Origin of the sequence: Amycolatopsis sp. NPDC059235 (genome assembly GCF_042754125.1) — a bacterium.
Taxonomy (GTDB): domain Bacteria; phylum Actinomycetota; class Actinomycetes; order Mycobacteriales; family Pseudonocardiaceae; genus Amycolatopsis; species Amycolatopsis albidoflava.
This window is the reverse complement of record NZ_JBHZAG010000002.1, coordinates 1-16,610: the sequence shown is the minus strand read 5'-3', so window position 1 is coordinate 16,610 and position 16,610 is coordinate 1. Positions and strand designations below refer to the sequence as shown.

Here is a 16,610-nt window from a genome sequence, read left to right as displayed (position 1 = left end):
TCGCCCATGCCAGCGGAGCGGGACCACGTCGACGGAGTCATGGCGCAGATCACCGGCGTGCGCGAGGAAGACCGGGTCAGCAAGGCGCTGAGCTTCCGTTTGCTGCGCGCGGCTCGGCTGCTGGAAACGGAACTGCGCCGGGAGTTCGACGCTTTCGGGGTGGGTTTGTGGGAAGTCGAGCTGCTGGGCGCGCTCAAGCGGGCCGGTCCTCCGTACCGCCTGTCGGCCGGGCAACTGCTGGACAGCATGCGCCTGACGTCCGGCGGAGTGACCAAACGGGTGGCCGGACTGGAACGCAAAGGCTGGGTCCGCCGCGACATCGACCCGGACGACCGCCGGCAGATCCTGGTGAGCCTGACCGAGGAAGGGCTGGCCCGGGCGCTTGAGGTATTCGGAATGAAGACGCAAACCGAGGCGCGGCTGCTGGGGGTTTTGTCGCATGCGGAACAGGACCGGATGAACGCCGACCTGCGGGAGCTGCTGCTGGAGTGGGAGGGGCCGGACGGGCGGGCTTGAGGTTCTGGTGTTTTCGGAGCGCTGCTGGGGCGGCCGAACGCCTGTCGAGACCGATCCCGCGCCAGGCTGGACGATCGCGCCGCGGCTCAGGATTATCCAGCAGACGGTGCCACAGCCCGTTGTGGCAATTCCGAGGACGGGCTCGACAGCCGCGCACAACTACCCCGGCAACCCGCGCTGTCCGGCGACCTCCCCCGCGCGGTGGCAGGCGATTCCGCCGTGGCGGATCCTGCGGCAGGCCGCACTCACCGTGGGCGAGCTCCCGACAATAGTTCCGCCACCGCCGCCCATCGCAGAACCGGACCACCGCGCTCAACCCCCGGCCGACTCCCAGCAGGTTTGGGCCGCCACTGCGCGCCGGACCAAACCTGGCCGCCGCACTCAAACTCCAGCCGACTCCCAGCAGCCAATCCCGTCACAGCCACCACGCACCGAGCCGGTCTACCGCAGCCAATCCCCGGCAGACTCCCAGCACGCAAGTCCCGCCACGGCCACCCCGCGCCAAAACCAGGCCACCGCGATCAATCCCTGGCGAACTCCCAGCACGTCGCCCCGTGCGGTTCCTCCGACGCGACTCCCACCGCACGTCGCAGGGTGAGGCGGTACAGGTGCCACGGCGGCGGGCCCGCGCTCGGTGCGCTGAACGGTGCCGTCAAGGCGTCCCCAGCCGCTTCCGCTGGCCAGCCGCCGGAGCGGTAGACCTCGGCCAGGTGCGCCACGGTGTCGACGTCCGTGACTCGGTGCGCATCGCCCTCCAGCACCAGGTCCAGGCCGCGCAGCCGGACCGAGATGCTGCATGCCGGGTTGGCCGCGAGGTTGCGGGAGCGGCGCGTGTCCGGTCCACCGACGAAGTACAGGGCGTCGTCCACCCAGACTGCGCCTACGCCCGCCGAGTGCGGGCGTCCGTCTGGGCGGACGGTCGCCACGAAGAACGTCAGGTCGGCGGTCGGGGTGTCGGCTGCGAGGACGTCGCGGGCACGGTCCCACGGCAGCGGGGCGTTTCCGTAGCGGTCGAGGTTGCGGGTGGTGGTCGGTTCGTAGTCAGTCATACCCATACGTCGAACGGGGTGCCGCCGAATCGACACTGCACCCAGAAGACGACGGGTCAGGCGCCTCCTGTCGAGGTCGGGCGGTAGCGGAAACCGTCGCCGTGCGGGGTGATTCGCCCGATCGGGAAGTGCGCGGGAAGGAGGAGCGCGTCCCGTTCGACGGCCAGTTCGCACAGGGTCCGCCGGGATTCCGCGGCGGCTACGGGGTCTGCGTCGCCGCCTTGGGCCAGGGTCAGGTTCGCGAACTGGAACGGGTGGTGCAGCACATCCCCGCTCACCAAGGCGTGCTGATCGCCGCTGCTGAGTTCCGCGATCAGGTGGCCGGTGGTGTGGCCGGGCAGAGCGCGCAGGGTAATGCCGTCCGCCACCTCGTACGGGAGGTCGATCAACTCGACCAGGCCTGCCTCGACGACCGGCAGCACGCTGTCTTCGAACGTCCTGGCCAGGTCGCCCGCGACGCCGCCGTCCGGTGCCGACGCGTGGACCTGCTGGAGCCAGGCGTATTCCTCGCTCGGGATCAGGTACCGGGCGCGCGGGAAGGTCGGATCCCAGGAACCGTCGACCAGGGTGGTGAAGCCGCCGCAGTGGTCGGGGTGCAGGTGGGTCGCCACTACGACGTCGACGTCCTCCGGCACGACGCCGGCCGCGGCCAGGCGGTCGAGGTACGGCGCGTCGAAGTGGTGGTGCGCCAGCAGGACCGGGCGTTCCTTGGCGTTGCCGTTCCCGGCGTCGAGGAGCACGGTCTGGTCCGGCGTGCGCACCAGGTACGTGGTGATCGACAGGTCGAGGTCGCCACGGTGCTCCCCCAGGTGTTCCGGCATGACCGCCGGGAACAGGTCGGCTGGGGCGAACGGCCAGTGGTCCAGTTCGGCTACCGGGTCGATCCGCAGCTGTCCGAGAGTGATGGTCATCGGGCTTCCTGTCGTTCCGAGAGCAGGTTCATCGGGGCACCGCCGCCATCGCTTCGATTTCCACGAAGAGCTCCGGTTTCGCCAGCGCGGACACGACGATCAGCGATTGCGTCGGCCAGTCGCTCCCCGGGAACCACCGGCTGAACACGTCGCCGGTCGCCGCGCGGAAACCGGGCAGGTGCTCGGTGCCCGCGACCATGCTGAAGACCTTGACCAGATGCTCCGGCCCGGCGCCCGCCGCCGCGAGCACGCGTTCGATGTTCGCCAGCACCTCGCGCGTCTGCGCTTCCGCGTCCGGGCCGGCGAGCGTGCCGTCCGGCCGGGCGCCGATCTGACCGGCCACCACGAGCAGCTCGTGGCCGGCGGGAATCTGCGCGAGGTGGCTGTAGCGGCCGACCGGCGCCGCGACCGTCCCGGGATTCCAGCGCTTGCTCATCAGGTGTTCCCCTCCCTTGGTTCGTGTCCACAGTTCACCACGAGGCACCGACAAAAAATCACCGGCCGGGTCAGCCGATCGCGACCACCAGCTTGCCGAACTGGTCCCCCGACGCCAGTTCGGCCAGCCCGCGCGGCCCGTCCGCGAGGTCGTAGACGTGGTGCACCACCGGCCGCAGCCGGTGTTCCGTGACCAGCTCGACCATCCGCGAGAACTCCCGCGCGCTGCCCATCGACGTGCCCAGCAGGCTGATCTGCCGGAAGAAGAGGTTGCGCAGCGACAGCTCGACGTCCGGGCCGGTGGTCGCGCCGAGCGTCACCATCCGGCCGCCGGAGCGAAGCACGGAGAGACACGCGTCGAAGGTCGCCGAGCCGATGCTGTCGACGACCAGGTCCACCGGTTCGCCGAGTTCAGCGGCCCAGTCGCCGCTGCTGCCGATCGCCCGGTCGGCGCCCAGTTCCGTTGCCCTGGCGAGCTTTTCGGGGCTGCGCGAGGTGACGCTGACCGTCGCGCCCACGGCTTTGGCCATGGCGAGGGCGAACGTCGCGACCCCGCTGCCGATGCCGGGCAGCAGCACGTGTTCCCCGGCGGTCAGCCCGCCGCGAGTGAACAGCGCCCGGTACGCGGTGAGCGCGGCCAGCGGCAGCGCGGCGGCCTCGGTCCAGCTCAGGTGCGCGGGCTTCGGCAGGACATTGCCCGCCGGGACCACCACGTACTCAGCCAGCGTGCCGTTCGTCGGCACCCCGAGGATGGCGGGGACTTCCGGCACCACGTCCGGCTCCGCCCACTCGAGGGACGGGTTGATGACGACCTCGGCACCCACCTCGACAGACGTGTCCGCGCCCGTCGCCACGACAACTCCGGCGCCGTCCGAGCCCAGCACGGCCAAGGGACCGGCCGGATCGCGACTGTCCACGATGAACAGATCCCGGTGGTTCAACCCGGCCGCTTTCAGCTGGACCAGCACTTCGCCCGGCCCCGGTTGCGGCACCGGGACCTCCGCGACCCGCACCCCGCCGACTCCCGCCGCGCCTTCGTGGACCACTGCCCGCATCGCTTTTGTTGTCACGTCCGCGAACCTAACAGCCGGGACCGTCCGCTGCCGCGCCCGGGCGAATCCCGTCACAGCGGGGAATTTTCGCGCCGGACCCCGTCGCGCTGACCAGAGCTGAGCCGATATTTTTCACTAGATAGTTTGGATATATGATTCCTCGATTCGCCGCCGCGACGCCGTTCGCCGCTCTCGGCATCGGGTGCACGGTCACCGGCGGTCTCGCGTCCGCGGTCATCGCCCCGCATCCGACCCCGCACGGCGCGTGGGCGGTCGCCTATCTGGTGCTGGTCGGCGGGATCGCGCAGATCGGCCTCGGGGTCGGACAGGCACTGCTCTCCCCGGCACCGCCCGCCCGGCTGCTGGTCGTCGCTCAAGTCGCGGCTTGGAACGCCGGAAATGCCGCCGTACTGGGCGGAACGCTCTCCGGCGCAACGCCCGTCGTCGACCTCGGCGGCGCGGTTCTGGTCGTTGGCCTGGCACTGCTGGTCCTGGGTGTGCGCGGCGGATCGCCGGGCGGCCGCGCGCGCTGGGTGCGCCACGGTTTCCAGGCCTTGGTCGTACTGCTGCTGGTCAGCATCCCAGTCGGACTCGTCCTCGCGCGGATCGGCCCGCGCTGAGTCCCACGTCACGTCCACCAGCCCGCTCTTTTACACTATTATTCTCGGAAATACTCTTTCCGGGAGGTTCCCGTGACCGGCGCGTCCGAGGTATACATCAGCGGCACCAGCACCGACCCGGCGCTCCGGGCCAGCCAGGCCCTCCGCGCCGAAGCCGGCCGGATTCTCACCGAGTACCGGGAAAAAGCCGCTGTGGTCACGGAACTTCAGCTCGACGGCAGCGCTCGCGCGGAGGCCAACGCGCGGCTGACCGCGTTCGCCACAGGCCCGCTGACCGGGTACCTGTCCGCCGCGGACCGCGCCCTCAACGCGACCGCCGCCGGAGCCCCCGCGACCCGGCTGCTGGTCCGGGCCCTGCGCCGGATCCAGGACTCCGTGCTCCACTCGGTCGACGAGCTGCGGCAAGCCGACACCTCAGCCCAGGTCAGCCATGCCGCACAGGCATTGGACGCGCTTCTCGCCGCCTACCTGGACGCCGAGACGAATGTCCTCCTGCCCGCACTCGCCGACCTGCCCGGAGCCGACCTCCCCGTCCTCGTCGACGACCTCCGCACCCTCCTCGACGGCGGCGAACTGGAGAGCCTGGAAATCCTCGACGTCCGCGAAATCCCGCACGGCACCCGGCATCCGCGCATCTTCGGCCGCTACGCGCGGCTCGCGCCCGGGGAATCGTTCGTGCTCGTCAACAACCACGACCCGAAGCCGCTGCGCCGCGAGTTCGCCGCCGCGCACGGCGAGGGTTTCACCTGGGAGTACGTGGAATCCGGGCCGGAGAAGTGGCAGGTCCGGATCGGGCGCGCCGCGGTCCCGGCCTGACCCCTGTGCCCGCGCCGACCCCCTTCGGCGCGTCCCCCGCGGCGGCCGGTCTCCCCCGCCCCGGCCGCCGCGGACCGGGTTCACGCCCCTGCCGCCGATCGATCGCGCGCGGCGGAGTCCGTGCTTCGGGTTTCGCCGCAGTGTCCGTCCACATCAGACAACTGGCGAGTACTCGGCGATCAGCTCGGTTCCGCATCCTGCAAGGTGAGGATCACTGCCGACAGAAGGTGATCCGCGTGCTCGATGACCTCGCCCCGCGCGAGCCACCCGGGAGCATGCGGCCACGGCAAGAGCCTAGCGACGACGTTTCCCCGCCGGTTTCAAGTGCGCCAAACACAACGACGGCTCTACAAACGCCTCCAGCCTCTCCGCGGTCAACGGCGCGCGCACCTCGGCCAGCACTCCGCGCATCAGCCCGAGATGCAAACCGCACACCACGTCGCGGCGTTCCTCGGCGATCTCCCGGAACGGGCAGTGCCGCAACCGGATCACCGGACGCTCCGAGTCGTCCACTGCGTCCGGGGCGAAGCCGGCGTCACTGAGCACAGTGGACAGTCGCCGGAGGCCCTCGGCCTCGTCGACGCGCCGGGTCGGGGGCGGGCGGTCGGCCAGGTAGCGGCCCCACGCTTCGCCTGCGGATTCCGCGGCTTTGCCGGGGTCGGCGACGTTTTCCGCGATCAGACCGGTGAGCATCTCCGCGAGCAACCGGTAGCTGCGCCGTCCCTCGGCGGCTTCCTCGGCGACCGCGACGTAGACCGTCCGCGGGCGGCCGGGGCGGGCGCGGTCTTCGATGCGGCGTTCGGCGAGGCCGGAGTCGACGAGGCCGTCCAGGTGGAATCGCGCGGTGTTGGGGTGCAGTCCTACCTGCACGGCGACGTCCTGCACCGCGACCGGACCGCCCTCCGAGCGCAGCGCGTGCAGCACCCGTGCCCGGCTCTCGCCCAGCGTGCGGGAGCCGGGCGGATCGGTCAGCGTCTGCTCGCTCATGCGAAACAGTTTAACTGAGTGGACTAGGGCAAACTACTGCTGCGCGGAAAGGTCCGGACGCGGCTGCCCGGCGACCAAGGGCGTGTCCACCCCGAGGTCGCCGAGTTTCGCCGCGCCGCCAGGACTGTCCAGCGGGGCGTCGCGGCCAGGCAGGGTTTCGCTGAAGAACCGGGCGTTGTCCCCGGCGTAGCCGCGCCAGCGCTCCGGAAGGTCGTCCTCGTAATAGATGGCCTCGACCGGGCACACCGGTTCGCAGGCGCCGCAGTCGACGCATTCGTCCGGGTGGATGTAGAGCGAGCGTTCGCCGACGTAGATGCAGTCCACCGGGCATTCGTCCACGCACGCCCGGTCCGTCACGTCCACGCACGGCTCCGCGATCACATACGCCACGGCCCGCTCCTTTCACCCTGGCTTTTTCACCAATGTACTCGGTAAAAGGGTCAAGCCAGCGGGATGGCGCGGAAAACTCCGTCCGGGTCGTAGCGGTGCTTGATGTCCCGCAGCCGGGCGGTGTGGGGGCCGAAGGGCTCGGCGGACGGCACGTCCGGGCCGAGCAGGTTCGCGTACGCGCCAGGCAGGGCGTAGGGGGCCAGCGCGGCGGACGTGGCATCCGCCCAGGACCGGTCGTCGGTGCCCTCTCCCAATCCGAGCACCTCGACCATCACATGGTCCTCCCGCAGCGGGAAAGGCGTGCTCGCCGCCGGGATCCGGGCGGCGACGCCGTGGAAGTGGTGGATCGACAGTCCGGACAACGGCGAGGTCCGGGATTCCGCCTGCGTGACCAGCACCGAGACGATCTCGGGGGTGAACGCCGGGAACGACCGCGTCCGGATGGTGACCGACCGGCCGCCGGGGAACATCGCGTCCCGGCGAGCGATCTCCTCCGCGTACGACGACACCGGCGCTATCTCCGCCGCGAGCGGCGTCCCGAGCCGGGCGAGGAAGCTGTCGGGATCGGCATTGCCACACCACGTCGGCCAGACCATGACGCACAGCGAACCGTCGGCACCGGCGAGCACACCGGTCTGCACGGTCAACTCGTCGGGCGCGCTGGCCTGGATTTCCGCTACCGCGGCGAAGACCCGGGCGGCGTCGGCCGCCGGGTACCAGACTGGGCCGGTGGTGATCTGCGGTGGCGCGTGCAATCGCACGCCCAGCGACGTCACCACGCCGAAGTTTCCGCCGCCGCCCCGCAGCGCCCACCACAGATCCGGCAGCCGCGAAGCATTGGCGAGCACCACTTCGCCGTCCGCGAGGACGATCTCGGCACCGAGCAGATTGTCCGCGGCGAGCCCGTATTTCCCCAGAAAAGGACCGTATCCGCCGCCGAGCGCGAGCCCGGCGAAGCCGACCGTGCCGATGGTGCCGACAGCCGCCGTCAGGCCGTGGACCTCAGCCGCGGCAAGCACATCGTTGGACTGCGCCCCGCCGCCGACCACCGCGGCTCGCCGTCCGGCATCGACCGCGACCCGGTTCAACGGACGCAGATCGAGCGTGATCCCGCCGTCCGCCAGCGCGCGTCCGGCCCAGTCGTGGCCGCCGCTGCGCACGGACAACGGCAGGCCCAATTCGCGTGCGACCCGCACCGAGGCTTGGACATCCGCTGTGCTCCGGCATTCCACGACCACGTCCGGCCGCGCGGCGACGGCGGCGTTCCAGACCGTCGCCGCCGATTGGTATTGAGGACCGGAGGTGTGCACTTGCCCGGCGGGCAATCGAGCCCGCAAAGCACGGGCGGCATCCTCGGCAGTCATGGGCGGCTCCCCTGCTCGTCGATTCCGACTCTAGGGCCGAACGAGCCGGAAAAGGCAGCCGCGCAAGGAAATTCAGTGATTCACATAAGTCGCCGACGCCTCGCTGAGCGCCTCCAGCGCCGCCCGGACCCCGCCGTGCGCCTCCTCGCCCGACCGGCACGCGGCGATGATCGTGCGGTTCAGCACCGGCCGGGTCGCGAGCATCCGGACGCCTTCGGGCACCGGTCCGCGCGCGAGCCGAGGGACGAGCGCGGCGCCGACGTTGCCCGCGACGAGCGCCAGCTGCGTCACGTAACTCCCGATGGTGCAACTGATCCGCGGCTCCAGATCCTGCGAACGGAGCACGTGCACGAGCCATTCGTAGCAGCCGGACCGGCCGGTCCAGCTGATCCACGACACGTCGTCCACCTCGGAGAGATCGACCGTGCGCCGGTGCGCGAGCCGGTGCCCGGCGGGCAGCGCCAGATCGGCGACGTCGGAGAACAGCGTGACCTGCGTGATCCCGGGCGGCACCACGGTCGGCCGGTCCGCCCAGCTTTCGAACACCGCGACGTCGAGGTCGCCGGCGAGCACCTTCGGCAACGTCTGTTCGGCTTCGCCCTCGCCCAGCGTCACGTTCAGCCGCGGGTGCTGTTCGGTGAGCGTCGCGAGCGCGGGCGGGAGCAGGGCGTGCACGCAGGTCGCGATCGAACCGATCCGCAACGGCCCGAAGACGTCCTCGCGCAGCCGTTCGAGATCCGTGCGCGCCTCGGCGAGTTGCGCCAGCACGCGCTCGGCGTGTCCGACCAGCACCTGCCCGGCGCGCGTGAGCCGCACGGTCCGGCCGCGCGGCTCCAGCAGCGCCAAGCCCGCCTCCCGCTCGAGCTTCGCCAGTTGCTGCGACACCCCGGACGGCGTGACGTGCAGCGCAGCCGCCGCGCGGGCGACCGAGCCGTGCTGCGCGACGGCATGCAGGGCGCGCATTCGCTCCACACTAAACACGGTAGTGATGCTACTGGATTTTCCGCAGGAACATTCACTTGTCCTTGATAGTTAGCGCCCCCACCATAGAAGGCATGACCACCGAATCCGCCCCGTTGCCGACCGCCGGTCCGATCGCCGCGCTCACCGGCCGCGCCGACCCTCGGCTGCTGGCCGCGGCCGGCTGCCTCTGCATCGCGCTGACCTCGGTGCTCATCAAGGTTTCCGGGGCCAGCGGGGCGACCAGCGCGTTCTGGCGCTGCGCCCTCGCGCTGCCGCTGCTCGCGATCCTGGCGTTCAGCGAGGCGCGGCGGACCCGCGTCGGCGCGAAGATCCTGCTGCCGCTGCTGGCCGGGCTCGGCCTCGGCCTCGACTTCGTCCTGTGGGGCGAGGCGATCCCGCGCGTCGGCGCGGGCGTCGCGACCATGCTGCTTTCGGTGCAGGTCGTGATCGTGCCGCTGCTCGCGTTCGTCTTCCTCAAGGAGCGCCCGGACCCGCGGTTCAAGTTCGTCGCGCCGACGCTGATCGTCGGCATCGTGCTCGCCGGCGGCGTGTTCGGCTCGTCGATGAGCGGCTCGTCGATGAGCGGCTCGAACCCGGTGCTGGGCATGGTTTTCGCGCTCGCCGCGGGCGCGGGCTACTCGGGGTACCTGCTGTTGCTCCGGCTCAGCAGCAGCCCCGCGACGCAGGTCCGCTCGCTGTCGCTGGCCACCGTGTCGGCGGGCTTCGTGTCAGTCGCGCTCGGACTGCCGTTCGGCCGCCTCGACCTCGCGCCCAGCCTCCCCTCGCTCGGCTGGTTCGCCGCGCTGGCCCTGGTCGGCCAGGTCATCGGGTGGCTGCTGATCGCCGGTGCGCTGCCTCGGCTGGCGGCCTCGACCGGCGCGACGATGATGCTGCTGCAACCGGTCGGCGCGGTCGCCTTCGGGTTCCTGCTGCTCAGCGAACGACCCGGCGCACTGCAACTCGCCGGGTGCGTGATCGTGCTCGGCGCGGTCTGCTTCGCCGGTCGCGGCGCGACAAAGCGGCCCGCGGGTCAGCCGTCGGCCAAGCTCAACCCGGCCGAGTCGAGCAGCCCCCGCGCCATGTCCCTGAACTCGTCCCGGCGGTGATCGACCAGGCCGTCCCCGCCGAGCAGCTCCGCGGCCAGTTCGCCGACCGGCCAGCGGACCAGCTTTCCGTGCCGTCCGAGCAGCAGTCCGACCTCGCGGATCCGGTACAGGTCGGCGACGTCCAGCCAGGCGTACAGCAGGATCTGCCACAGCCAGCGCCCGGCGCGGTCCGGGTCGCCGACGGTCAGCACGGTCTTCACGTCCAGCAGCGTGCCCTCGGCGATCCCCGCTTCCGGGTCGAGCTTCCCGAGCAGGAGGTCGCCGTCCGCCCAGCCGGGCACGATGGTCGGCCCGGCGACGCCGAGCGGATAGCCCTCGGGCGGCGCACCGGCGAGGCGGCGCAGTTCCCACAGCGCACCGTTGTCGTGTAAGCGTTTCGCGAGTTCCGCCAGCTCGGTCACCGCCGCGTCGGCGGGCAGGGCGCGCAGGTTCGCGATGGTGCCGCCGCCGTCGACGACTCGGGCGAGCCGGGGATCGATCTTGCCGGAGCGGTAGATGTCCTCGCACGCCGACAGCACCCAGTTCGTCCGCGCCAGTCCCGCTTCCGCGCCCGGCCCGCCGAGCACGCCGGGCGGGGCGTGCTGCGCTTGGTAGCGACGAGCGCGTCCCAGCAGTTCGCCCCACAGCTCCTCGGCGCCCGGAAGTGCTTCGCCGTGCGGCATTCCGTCGCCGAGGTCGAGCCAGGTCGCCGCCGCTGGACGGATGCCGAGCGCCCGTGCCCGGTATTCCGGCGGGAGCTCGTCGTGCGTCGGGTACTCCGCGGCTTGCGCGTGCGCCCACGGGCCGCTGCCCCACTGCGCACGCACCATGCCGAGCAGCGCGTAATACGGCGGCGCGGGCTGCACGAGGTCCGCGATCCGCTGGCCGAACGCGCCGCCGATCTCGGCCCAGTGCTGACGCGGAGGGCGCGCGAGCGTCGGGCGGATCGGGCGTACCCCGTTCGTCGCCTCCTCGACCCGGCGCGCGGCCGCGGCCGTGCCGGTGAACACCCGCGCACACCAGCGCGCGAGTGTCCCTCGCGGGTCGGCAAGCTCGGACGTCAACGACACCCGGCCAGTATCTCCCGGGACAGGAACGGCAGCAGGAGACCGAGGAATTCGCGCGGGCGGTCCAGCGGGATCAGGTGCCCGCAGTCCGGCAGCACGTGCCCGGTGAGGTCGTCGGCGATCGGGCGCAGCTGCTGCTCCAGGGCTTCGCCCACGGGATTCGCGCCGATCGCCATCGTCGGGACGGTCAGCCGCTTCTCCGCCGCTTCGGTCAGCTGACGGGCGCTTTCCGGCAGCGCCCGGTAGTACTCGAAAGCGCAGCGGAGCGCGTCGGTCCCGGTGTAGGCCTCGGCGAACGCTGCCTGGAGGTCCGCCGGAACACCGCGGCCGAGCGTGCCCTGGTCGAGGAACCAGCCGACGTACTCCGCTTCGTGTCCATTAAGGACAGTCTCGGCGAGGCCCGGCACCGCGTGGAAGCCGAACCACCACGGCGGGCTGGCCGGGAAACCCCACGGCAGCGACTCCATCAGCACCAGGCGGCGCACGCGCTCCGGCTGCCGCAGCGCCAGCAGCAACGCGCCCGCCACTGCCAGGTCGATCGCCACCACCTCCGCGTTCGGCTCTTCCAGCGCGTCGAGCAGGGCCGCGACATCGTCAGCAACTGTTCCCGCGTCGAAACCGCTCTCCGGACGGCTGCTCGCGCCAAGGCCGCGAAGGTCCGGCGCGATTACTCGGTACTGCTCGGCGAGCGTCGGGACGACCTTGTCCCACAGCCGCGAGGTGTGCGGGAACCCGTGCAGCAGCACCACCGCCGGACCGCTCCCGGAGACGGCGACGTTCAGCCGGACCCCGTTCGCCTCGACCTGCCGCACCGCGTTCATCAGACCTCCTGTGGTTACCATTGGTTACCAGCACACGGTAGGTAACTCCAAACGTGCCGCCAAGACGGCACTTTCCCGACAGGTGGTGAGCCCGAGGTGACCCCCTCCGCCCGCGGCGATCTGTTCGACCCGGCCTGCCCGACGCGGCGGCTGCTCGACCGGATCGGGACCAAGTGGACGTCGATGACGGTCAAGATCCTCGCCGAGGCCGCGCCGGACGAGGTGCGGTTCGCCGACCTGCGCCGCCGGATCCCCGGGGTGTCGCAGAAGATGCTTTCGGTGACCCTGCAGAGCCTCGTCCGCGACGGTCTCGTCTCGCGGCGCGTCGAGGCCACCGTGCCGCCACGGGTGCATTACCGGCTCACCGCGCTCGGCGCGTCGCTGGAGTCCGCGCTCGCGGTATTGCGCACGTGGGCGGAAGAACACATGGCCGACGTCGACCAGGCCAATCAGGAATCCGAACGGTAATTTTCCGCACACGGGCGAGTCGGTCAGCCACCGCGCGGCGAAAACGGCACACACTCACCCGCTGTGGAGTCGCCAACCGAACGGGACAGCAAACCCGCACGGCACGCAATCGGACAGTTCTTCGCGCATCCGCTCGCGTCGTTCCGGATCGTCACCGCGATCTGGGCGCTGCTGACGCTGCTCGGCGCGGTGATGGCGCTGTCCTCCTCGGCCGCCGCGGCCAACCCGACCGCGGGAACCGGCGTGTACCAAGCCTTTTTCCGGCATCTGACCTTCGTGGCGCTCGGCGCGGTCGCCTTCGTGCTCGGCCTGCGCATCCCGTTTTCCCGTCTGCGCAAGGCAGCCACCCCCGCGCTCGCCGCCGCGGTCGTGCTGCTGCTTCTCGTGCTGACCCCGCTGGGTTCCGACCACGGCGGCGCGCAACGCTGGCTCGCCGCCGGGCCGATCACCTTGCAGCCAGTGGAAATCGCGAAGGTCGCGCTGGTGTTCTGGGGCGCGCATCTGCTGGTGTCGAAGCAGCGGGTGCTGCACCATTGGCGGCATCTGCTGGTGCCGCTGATCCCGGTGACCCTCGCGTTGTGCGCGCTGCTGCTGGCCCAGCCGAATCTCAGCGGCACGGTCACGCTCGCTCTGATCACCTTGGGATTGCTGTGGTTCGCCGGCGCGCCGAAACGCTTGTTCGCCGCCATTCTCGCCGGCGGCGTCGTCGGAATCGTCGTACTCGCCCTTTTCGCCAGTTATCGCCTCGCGCGCATCCTTTCTTTTCTCTCGCCGAATCCCGACGCGAGCGGCAGCGGCTACCAGGCACAGCAGGCGCAATACGCCCTCGCCGACGGCGGCTGGTTCGGCGTCGGGCTCGGCCGGGGCGCGGCGAAGTGGAGCTACCTGCCGGACGTGCAGAACGACTTCGTCTTCGCGCTCGTCGGCGAGGAGCTCGGCTTCGCCGGCTGCCTCCTGGTGCTCGGGCTGTTCGGCTACCTCGCGGTGATCGGCCTGCGCACCGCGTCCCGGGTCACTGATCCGTGGGTGCGGCTCGTCGCCGGGACGACCACCTTGCTGCTGGTCGCGCAGGCGCTGATCAACATCGGCTACGTCGCGGGCGCGCTGCCGGTGACCGGCGTGACTCTGCCGCTGGTGTCCGCGGGCGGGACGTCGCTGGTGGTCACCATGCTGCAGTTCGGCATTCTCGCCCAGGCCGCGCGCGAGGAACCGGCGGCGCGGACGTTCCTCGCCGGGCTTCCGAAGAAGGCCTCCGGTACAGTCCGAGCGTGATCAAGAAGGCACTCTCCGCGACCTTCGCGGCTGTCGCGCTCGCCAGTCTCGCCGCGTGCTCCAACCCGACCGGCAAGTCGTGGGCGATCACCTACGAGATCACCTCCGACCAGCAGACCACGGCCACCGGCGTCACCTACGGCGAATCGGGCAACCGCTACGAAGACAAGGTCGCGCCGCACCAGCTCACCGGCCCGCTCGGGCTGCCATGGAAACAGGACGTCGTGGTCAGCGCCGGACAAGACGCCTCGGTCACCGCGACTCCCTCGACCGCCGCGACCCTGCGCTGCCGGATCCTGCTGGACAAGAAGAAGGAACTCGCCAAGGCCAGCGCCCCCTCGCCCGGCAAGCCGGTGGCCTGCAAGCACACCACCGACTCCTGACCCGTCCCGGAGAGTCCCCGCGGACTCACGGGGCGTCGCGGACTCCTCTCCGCCGCTCGGTACGCTCGTAACCTTCGGGTGAACGCGAGATGGCCGCCAGGCGAACCGGCGGACCGGGGAGGGGTTGTATGGCGACCACGGCCGGAGCTTCCAGCAGCGAGACGTACGACGCGATCACCCATTTCGCCCAGGCGATGCCGGGCTGGGTGCAGTCTCTCGTACTGGCGTACACGTCCTACGGCCTGGTCCTCGTGGCCCCGTTCTTCGCCTGGCTCTGGTGGCGGGCCCGCCCGACCGGCTCGCCCGAGCGGATGGCGGCGGCGCTGCTGGTGCCTGCGGCCACGGTGGTGGCGTACGTGCTCAGCGAGATCGTGAAAGCGTTCGTGCACGAGCAGCGGCCGTGCCGGGGACTGCCGCCGGAGGCGATCGTCGGCGTCTGCCCGCCGCCGGGCGACTGGTCGTTCCCCAGCAACCACTCGACCATCGCGGCCGCGGTCGCGCTCGGCGGGGCTTTCGCCTGGCGCAAGGGCGCACCGTGGCTCGCGGCCTTCGCAGCGACGATGGGCTTCTCGCGAGTGTTCGTCGGGGCGCACTATCCGCACGACGTGCTGATCGGGCTCGCGCTCGGGGCCGGGATGGCGTTGCTGCTGCAGCGGTACGCGCTGACTCCGGCGGCTGGGCTCGTGCGGCGGTTCTCGGGGAAGGTGCCGTTCGGGTTGCTGGGTGTCGCGCCCGAAGGTGCGGAGGCGACGACGGTGCTTCCTCCGGCGGAGAAGAAGGCTCGGGGATCTCGCGGTGGCCGCAGGGACGTCGATGTCGCGTCTGTTCGTCCCGAAGACGCGCCCGCCGATTCTCTGCCCCCGCGCAGGCCGGTCCGGCCCGCCGATTCAGCACCCCAGGACGCCAGCGGTCGCCCGGTTCGCCCGCGGAATCCGCAGCCGGAGGGCGGTGTCGCAGGGGGTCCGCCGCCGCGGAGGCAGAATTCGCAACCGATCCGCACCGCCGAACCGCAACCCGGTCCGGCCCGCCCGCGGCAGAATTCGCAGCCGATGCGCACCGCGGAACCCCAGCCCCGTCCGGCCGACGCGCCGCCGCAGAACCCGGGCCGTCCGCCCGAGCAACCACCGGCGCGCGGCGCCAACCAGCCGCCAGCCCGTCCGACGCGCTCGCAACAGCCCCGTCCGGCAGGCCCGCCGCAGTCGCGCGGCGCGGGCTCGCCGCCGCGTCCGTCGAATCAGGCTCCGGCCGGTCCGCCGCCGGACCTCAGCCCGGGAGATCGCCCGTCGCGGCGAACTCCAGGCGCTTCGCGACCGACACCGCCTGGTCGGCGAAACGCTCGTAGAAACGGGTGAGCAGGCTCAGCGCGACCGCGATCCGCTGGTCCTGCGTCCAGTCCGGCGCGGTGACCGTCGCCATCACCTGGGCGTGCAACGCGTCCACGCGCTCGTCGGCGCGGCTCAGTTCGGCGTAGCCGCCGCGGGCCTCGCCGTGCACGAGGTCGGCGAGCCGCTCGGCCATCGCCGAGGTGACCTCGCCGAGTTCGGCGAACACCGGCTCCAGGTCGGCGGGCACGGTCGGGTCCGGATGGCCGCGCCGAGCGGTGCCCGCGACGTGCGCCGCCAGATCGCCCATCCGCTCGATCTTCTCCGCGCAGTACACCGCGGCCAGCACAGCGCGCAGGTCTCCCGCCACCGGTGCCTGCAGCGCGAGCAGCGAATACGCCTCGTCCTCGCAGGCGGCGCGCTCGTCGTCGAGTTCGGCGTCGCCGCTGAGCACCTGCTCGGCCAGCGGCAGGTCAGTAGTCAGCAGTGCCCGGGTGGCCCGGCGCATCGCCTCGGCGGCCGCCTCGGCCATCGCCGCCAGACGCCCATCGAGCTGTTTCAGGTCGTCCTGGAAGCCTTCGCGCATGTCGAGCGACTTTACCGGCGGCCGGCGGACAGGCCCGCGTCGGCCAGCGACCAGGCCTCCTCGGGCTCGGCCAGCTCGTAGCTGTGGCTGCCCTCGTGCCCGCCGGGCACCCGGCAGAACACGCCCTCGTCGGACTCCGCGCCGCAGAGCGCGCGGGTCTCCAGCACCCGGCGGCCGGGCCACCAGCGCAGCCACATCAGCGGCTCCTCGCCGCGTCCGCCGACCTGGGTCGCGTGCTCGTGGCCGTGCCCGGCCTCCAGCTCGCAGAACAGCTCGGGCTCCGTCCCGCGGACCGCGACGCTCCGCAGGACCGAGCGCTCGCGCCCGGTCAGCTCCACCGGTTCGCGGCACAGCGCACCTTCGGCCATGCGGCCAGCGTAAACGGCCGCCGCCGATTCCGCGCGCAGGGCCCGGCCGCGAGCCGTGAAGGGCTCCTTGAGGGAATCTGATTCCCACAAGGAGCCCTTCACGGACAGCAAGCCGGCTGTCGCGCGGTGTTGGTC

20 protein-coding genes are annotated in these 16,610 nt (G+C 71.3%); 8 read left to right on the top strand and 12 right to left on the bottom strand.

Going from position 1 to position 16,610, the window contains the following annotated elements:
• Nucleotides 1-6: 6 nt before the first annotated feature.
• A complete protein-coding gene (locus ACFXI3_RS01475; RefSeq protein WP_378397357.1) occupies nt 7-516 on the top strand; it encodes a MarR family winged helix-turn-helix transcriptional regulator in 510 nt (169 codons plus the stop codon).
• A gap of 521 nt (nt 517-1,037) precedes the next feature.
• Here ACFXI3_RS01475 and ACFXI3_RS01470 read toward each other — a convergent pair.
• The 4 genes from ACFXI3_RS01470 to ACFXI3_RS01455 form a co-directional block, all read right to left on the bottom strand.
• On the bottom strand, nt 1,038-1,565 hold the full coding sequence (locus ACFXI3_RS01470; RefSeq protein ID WP_378397356.1) for a pyridoxamine 5'-phosphate oxidase family protein: 528 nt from the start codon (nt 1,563-1,565) through the stop codon (nt 1,038-1,040).
• Nucleotides 1,566-1,621: 56 nt separating this feature from the next.
• Nucleotides 1,622-2,476, bottom strand: a complete 855-nt coding sequence (locus ACFXI3_RS01465; protein ID WP_378397355.1) for an MBL fold metallo-hydrolase — start codon at nt 2,474-2,476, stop codon at nt 1,622-1,624.
• Nucleotides 2,477-2,504: 28 nt separating this feature from the next.
• The gene (locus ACFXI3_RS01460) at nt 2,505-2,912 is read right to left on the bottom strand and encodes a RidA family protein (RefSeq protein ID WP_378397354.1); all 408 of its coding nucleotides are present in this window, start codon (nt 2,910-2,912) and stop codon (nt 2,505-2,507) included.
• A gap of 70 nt (nt 2,913-2,982) precedes the next feature.
• Nucleotides 2,983-3,981, bottom strand: coding sequence for a zinc-binding dehydrogenase (locus ACFXI3_RS01455; RefSeq protein ID WP_378397352.1), 999 nt, complete (start codon nt 3,979-3,981; stop codon nt 2,983-2,985).
• 134 nt (nt 3,982-4,115) lie between these two features.
• Here ACFXI3_RS01455 and ACFXI3_RS01450 point away from each other — a divergent pair, with 134 nt between their 5' ends.
• Together ACFXI3_RS01450 and ACFXI3_RS01445 are read left to right on the top strand one after the other, a co-directional pair.
• The gene (locus ACFXI3_RS01450; RefSeq protein WP_378397350.1) at nt 4,116-4,583 is read left to right on the top strand and encodes a hypothetical protein; all 468 of its coding nucleotides are present in this window, start codon (nt 4,116-4,118) and stop codon (nt 4,581-4,583) included.
• Nucleotides 4,584-4,655: 72 nt separating this feature from the next.
• Entirely contained in the window at nt 4,656-5,399 is a 744-nt protein-coding gene (locus tag ACFXI3_RS01445) for a DUF2249 domain-containing protein (RefSeq protein WP_378397349.1), read from the top strand.
• Nucleotides 5,400-5,693: 294 nt separating this feature from the next.
• Here the strand turns inward: ACFXI3_RS01445 and ACFXI3_RS01440 are convergent, their stop codons facing one another.
• The 4 genes from ACFXI3_RS01440 to ACFXI3_RS01425 all read right to left on the bottom strand — a co-directional run bounded on the left by ACFXI3_RS01440 (nt 5,694) and on the right by ACFXI3_RS01425 (nt 9,103).
• Complete coding sequence (locus ACFXI3_RS01440) at nt 5,694-6,386, bottom strand: helix-turn-helix transcriptional regulator (RefSeq protein WP_378397348.1); 693 nt, start codon at nt 6,384-6,386, stop codon at nt 5,694-5,696.
• A gap of 33 nt (nt 6,387-6,419) precedes the next feature.
• Nucleotides 6,420-6,776, bottom strand: a complete 357-nt coding sequence (gene fdxA / locus ACFXI3_RS01435; RefSeq protein WP_344276535.1) for a ferredoxin — start codon at nt 6,774-6,776, stop codon at nt 6,420-6,422.
• A 50-nt stretch (nt 6,777-6,826) separates the two neighbouring features.
• Nucleotides 6,827-8,140: an FAD-binding protein gene (locus ACFXI3_RS01430; protein WP_378397347.1), complete on the bottom strand. Its 1,314-nt coding sequence runs from the start codon at nt 8,138-8,140 to the stop codon at nt 6,827-6,829.
• 72 nt (nt 8,141-8,212) lie between these two features.
• Nucleotides 8,213-9,103: a LysR substrate-binding domain-containing protein gene (locus ACFXI3_RS01425; protein WP_378397346.1), complete on the bottom strand. Its 891-nt coding sequence runs from the start codon at nt 9,101-9,103 to the stop codon at nt 8,213-8,215.
• Nucleotides 9,104-9,195: 92 nt separating this feature from the next.
• Here ACFXI3_RS01425 and ACFXI3_RS01420 point away from each other — a divergent pair, with 92 nt between their 5' ends.
• A complete protein-coding gene (locus ACFXI3_RS01420; protein ID WP_378397345.1) occupies nt 9,196-10,209 on the top strand; it encodes a DMT family transporter in 1,014 nt (337 codons plus the stop codon).
• Here ACFXI3_RS01420 and ACFXI3_RS01415 read toward each other — a convergent pair.
• Both ACFXI3_RS01415 and ACFXI3_RS01410 read right to left on the bottom strand, forming a co-directional pair.
• On the bottom strand, nt 10,134-11,258 hold the full coding sequence (locus ACFXI3_RS01415; protein ID WP_378397343.1) for a hypothetical protein: 1,125 nt from the start codon (nt 11,256-11,258) through the stop codon (nt 10,134-10,136). The genes ACFXI3_RS01420 and ACFXI3_RS01415 overlap by 76 nt on opposite strands.
• Nucleotides 11,249-12,076 carry an alpha/beta fold hydrolase gene (locus ACFXI3_RS01410; RefSeq protein ID WP_378397342.1) on the bottom strand — a complete coding sequence of 276 codons (828 nt, stop codon included), beginning with the start codon at nt 12,074-12,076 and terminating at the stop codon, nt 11,249-11,251. The genes ACFXI3_RS01415 and ACFXI3_RS01410 overlap by 10 nt, the downstream gene beginning before the upstream one ends.
• 96 nt (nt 12,077-12,172) lie before the next feature.
• On the opposite strand from ACFXI3_RS01410, the gene ACFXI3_RS01405 reads away from it, so the two are divergent.
• The 4 genes from ACFXI3_RS01405 to ACFXI3_RS01390 all read left to right on the top strand — a co-directional run bounded on the left by ACFXI3_RS01405 (nt 12,173) and on the right by ACFXI3_RS01390 (nt 15,551).
• Nucleotides 12,173-12,544, top strand: a complete 372-nt coding sequence (locus ACFXI3_RS01405) for a winged helix-turn-helix transcriptional regulator (RefSeq protein ID WP_378397340.1) — start codon at nt 12,173-12,175, stop codon at nt 12,542-12,544.
• Nucleotides 12,545-12,607: 63 nt separating this feature from the next.
• Nucleotides 12,608-13,816 carry a putative lipid II flippase FtsW gene (ftsW, locus tag ACFXI3_RS01400; RefSeq protein WP_378397339.1) on the top strand — a complete coding sequence of 403 codons (1,209 nt, stop codon included), beginning with the start codon at nt 12,608-12,610 and terminating at the stop codon, nt 13,814-13,816.
• Nucleotides 13,813-14,199 carry a hypothetical protein gene (locus ACFXI3_RS01395; RefSeq protein ID WP_378397338.1) on the top strand — a complete coding sequence of 129 codons (387 nt, stop codon included), beginning with the start codon at nt 13,813-13,815 and terminating at the stop codon, nt 14,197-14,199. Before ftsW ends, ACFXI3_RS01395 begins: the two co-directional genes overlap by 4 nt.
• 128 nt (nt 14,200-14,327) lie before the next feature.
• Entirely contained in the window at nt 14,328-15,551 is a 1,224-nt protein-coding gene (locus tag ACFXI3_RS01390; protein ID WP_378397337.1) for a phosphatase PAP2 family protein, read from the top strand.
• Here the strand turns inward: ACFXI3_RS01390 and ACFXI3_RS01385 are convergent.
• Together ACFXI3_RS01385 and ACFXI3_RS01380 are read right to left on the bottom strand one after the other, a co-directional pair.
• On the bottom strand, nt 15,463-16,107 hold the full coding sequence (locus ACFXI3_RS01385; protein WP_344276563.1) for a phosphate uptake regulator PhoU: 645 nt from the start codon (nt 16,105-16,107) through the stop codon (nt 15,463-15,465). The two genes, ACFXI3_RS01390 and ACFXI3_RS01385, sit on opposite strands and share 89 nt — an antisense overlap.
• A gap of 11 nt (nt 16,108-16,118) precedes the next feature.
• Nucleotides 16,119-16,475, bottom strand: coding sequence for a hypothetical protein (locus ACFXI3_RS01380; protein ID WP_344276565.1), 357 nt, complete (start codon nt 16,473-16,475; stop codon nt 16,119-16,121).
• Nucleotides 16,476-16,610: the final 135 nt, after the last annotated feature.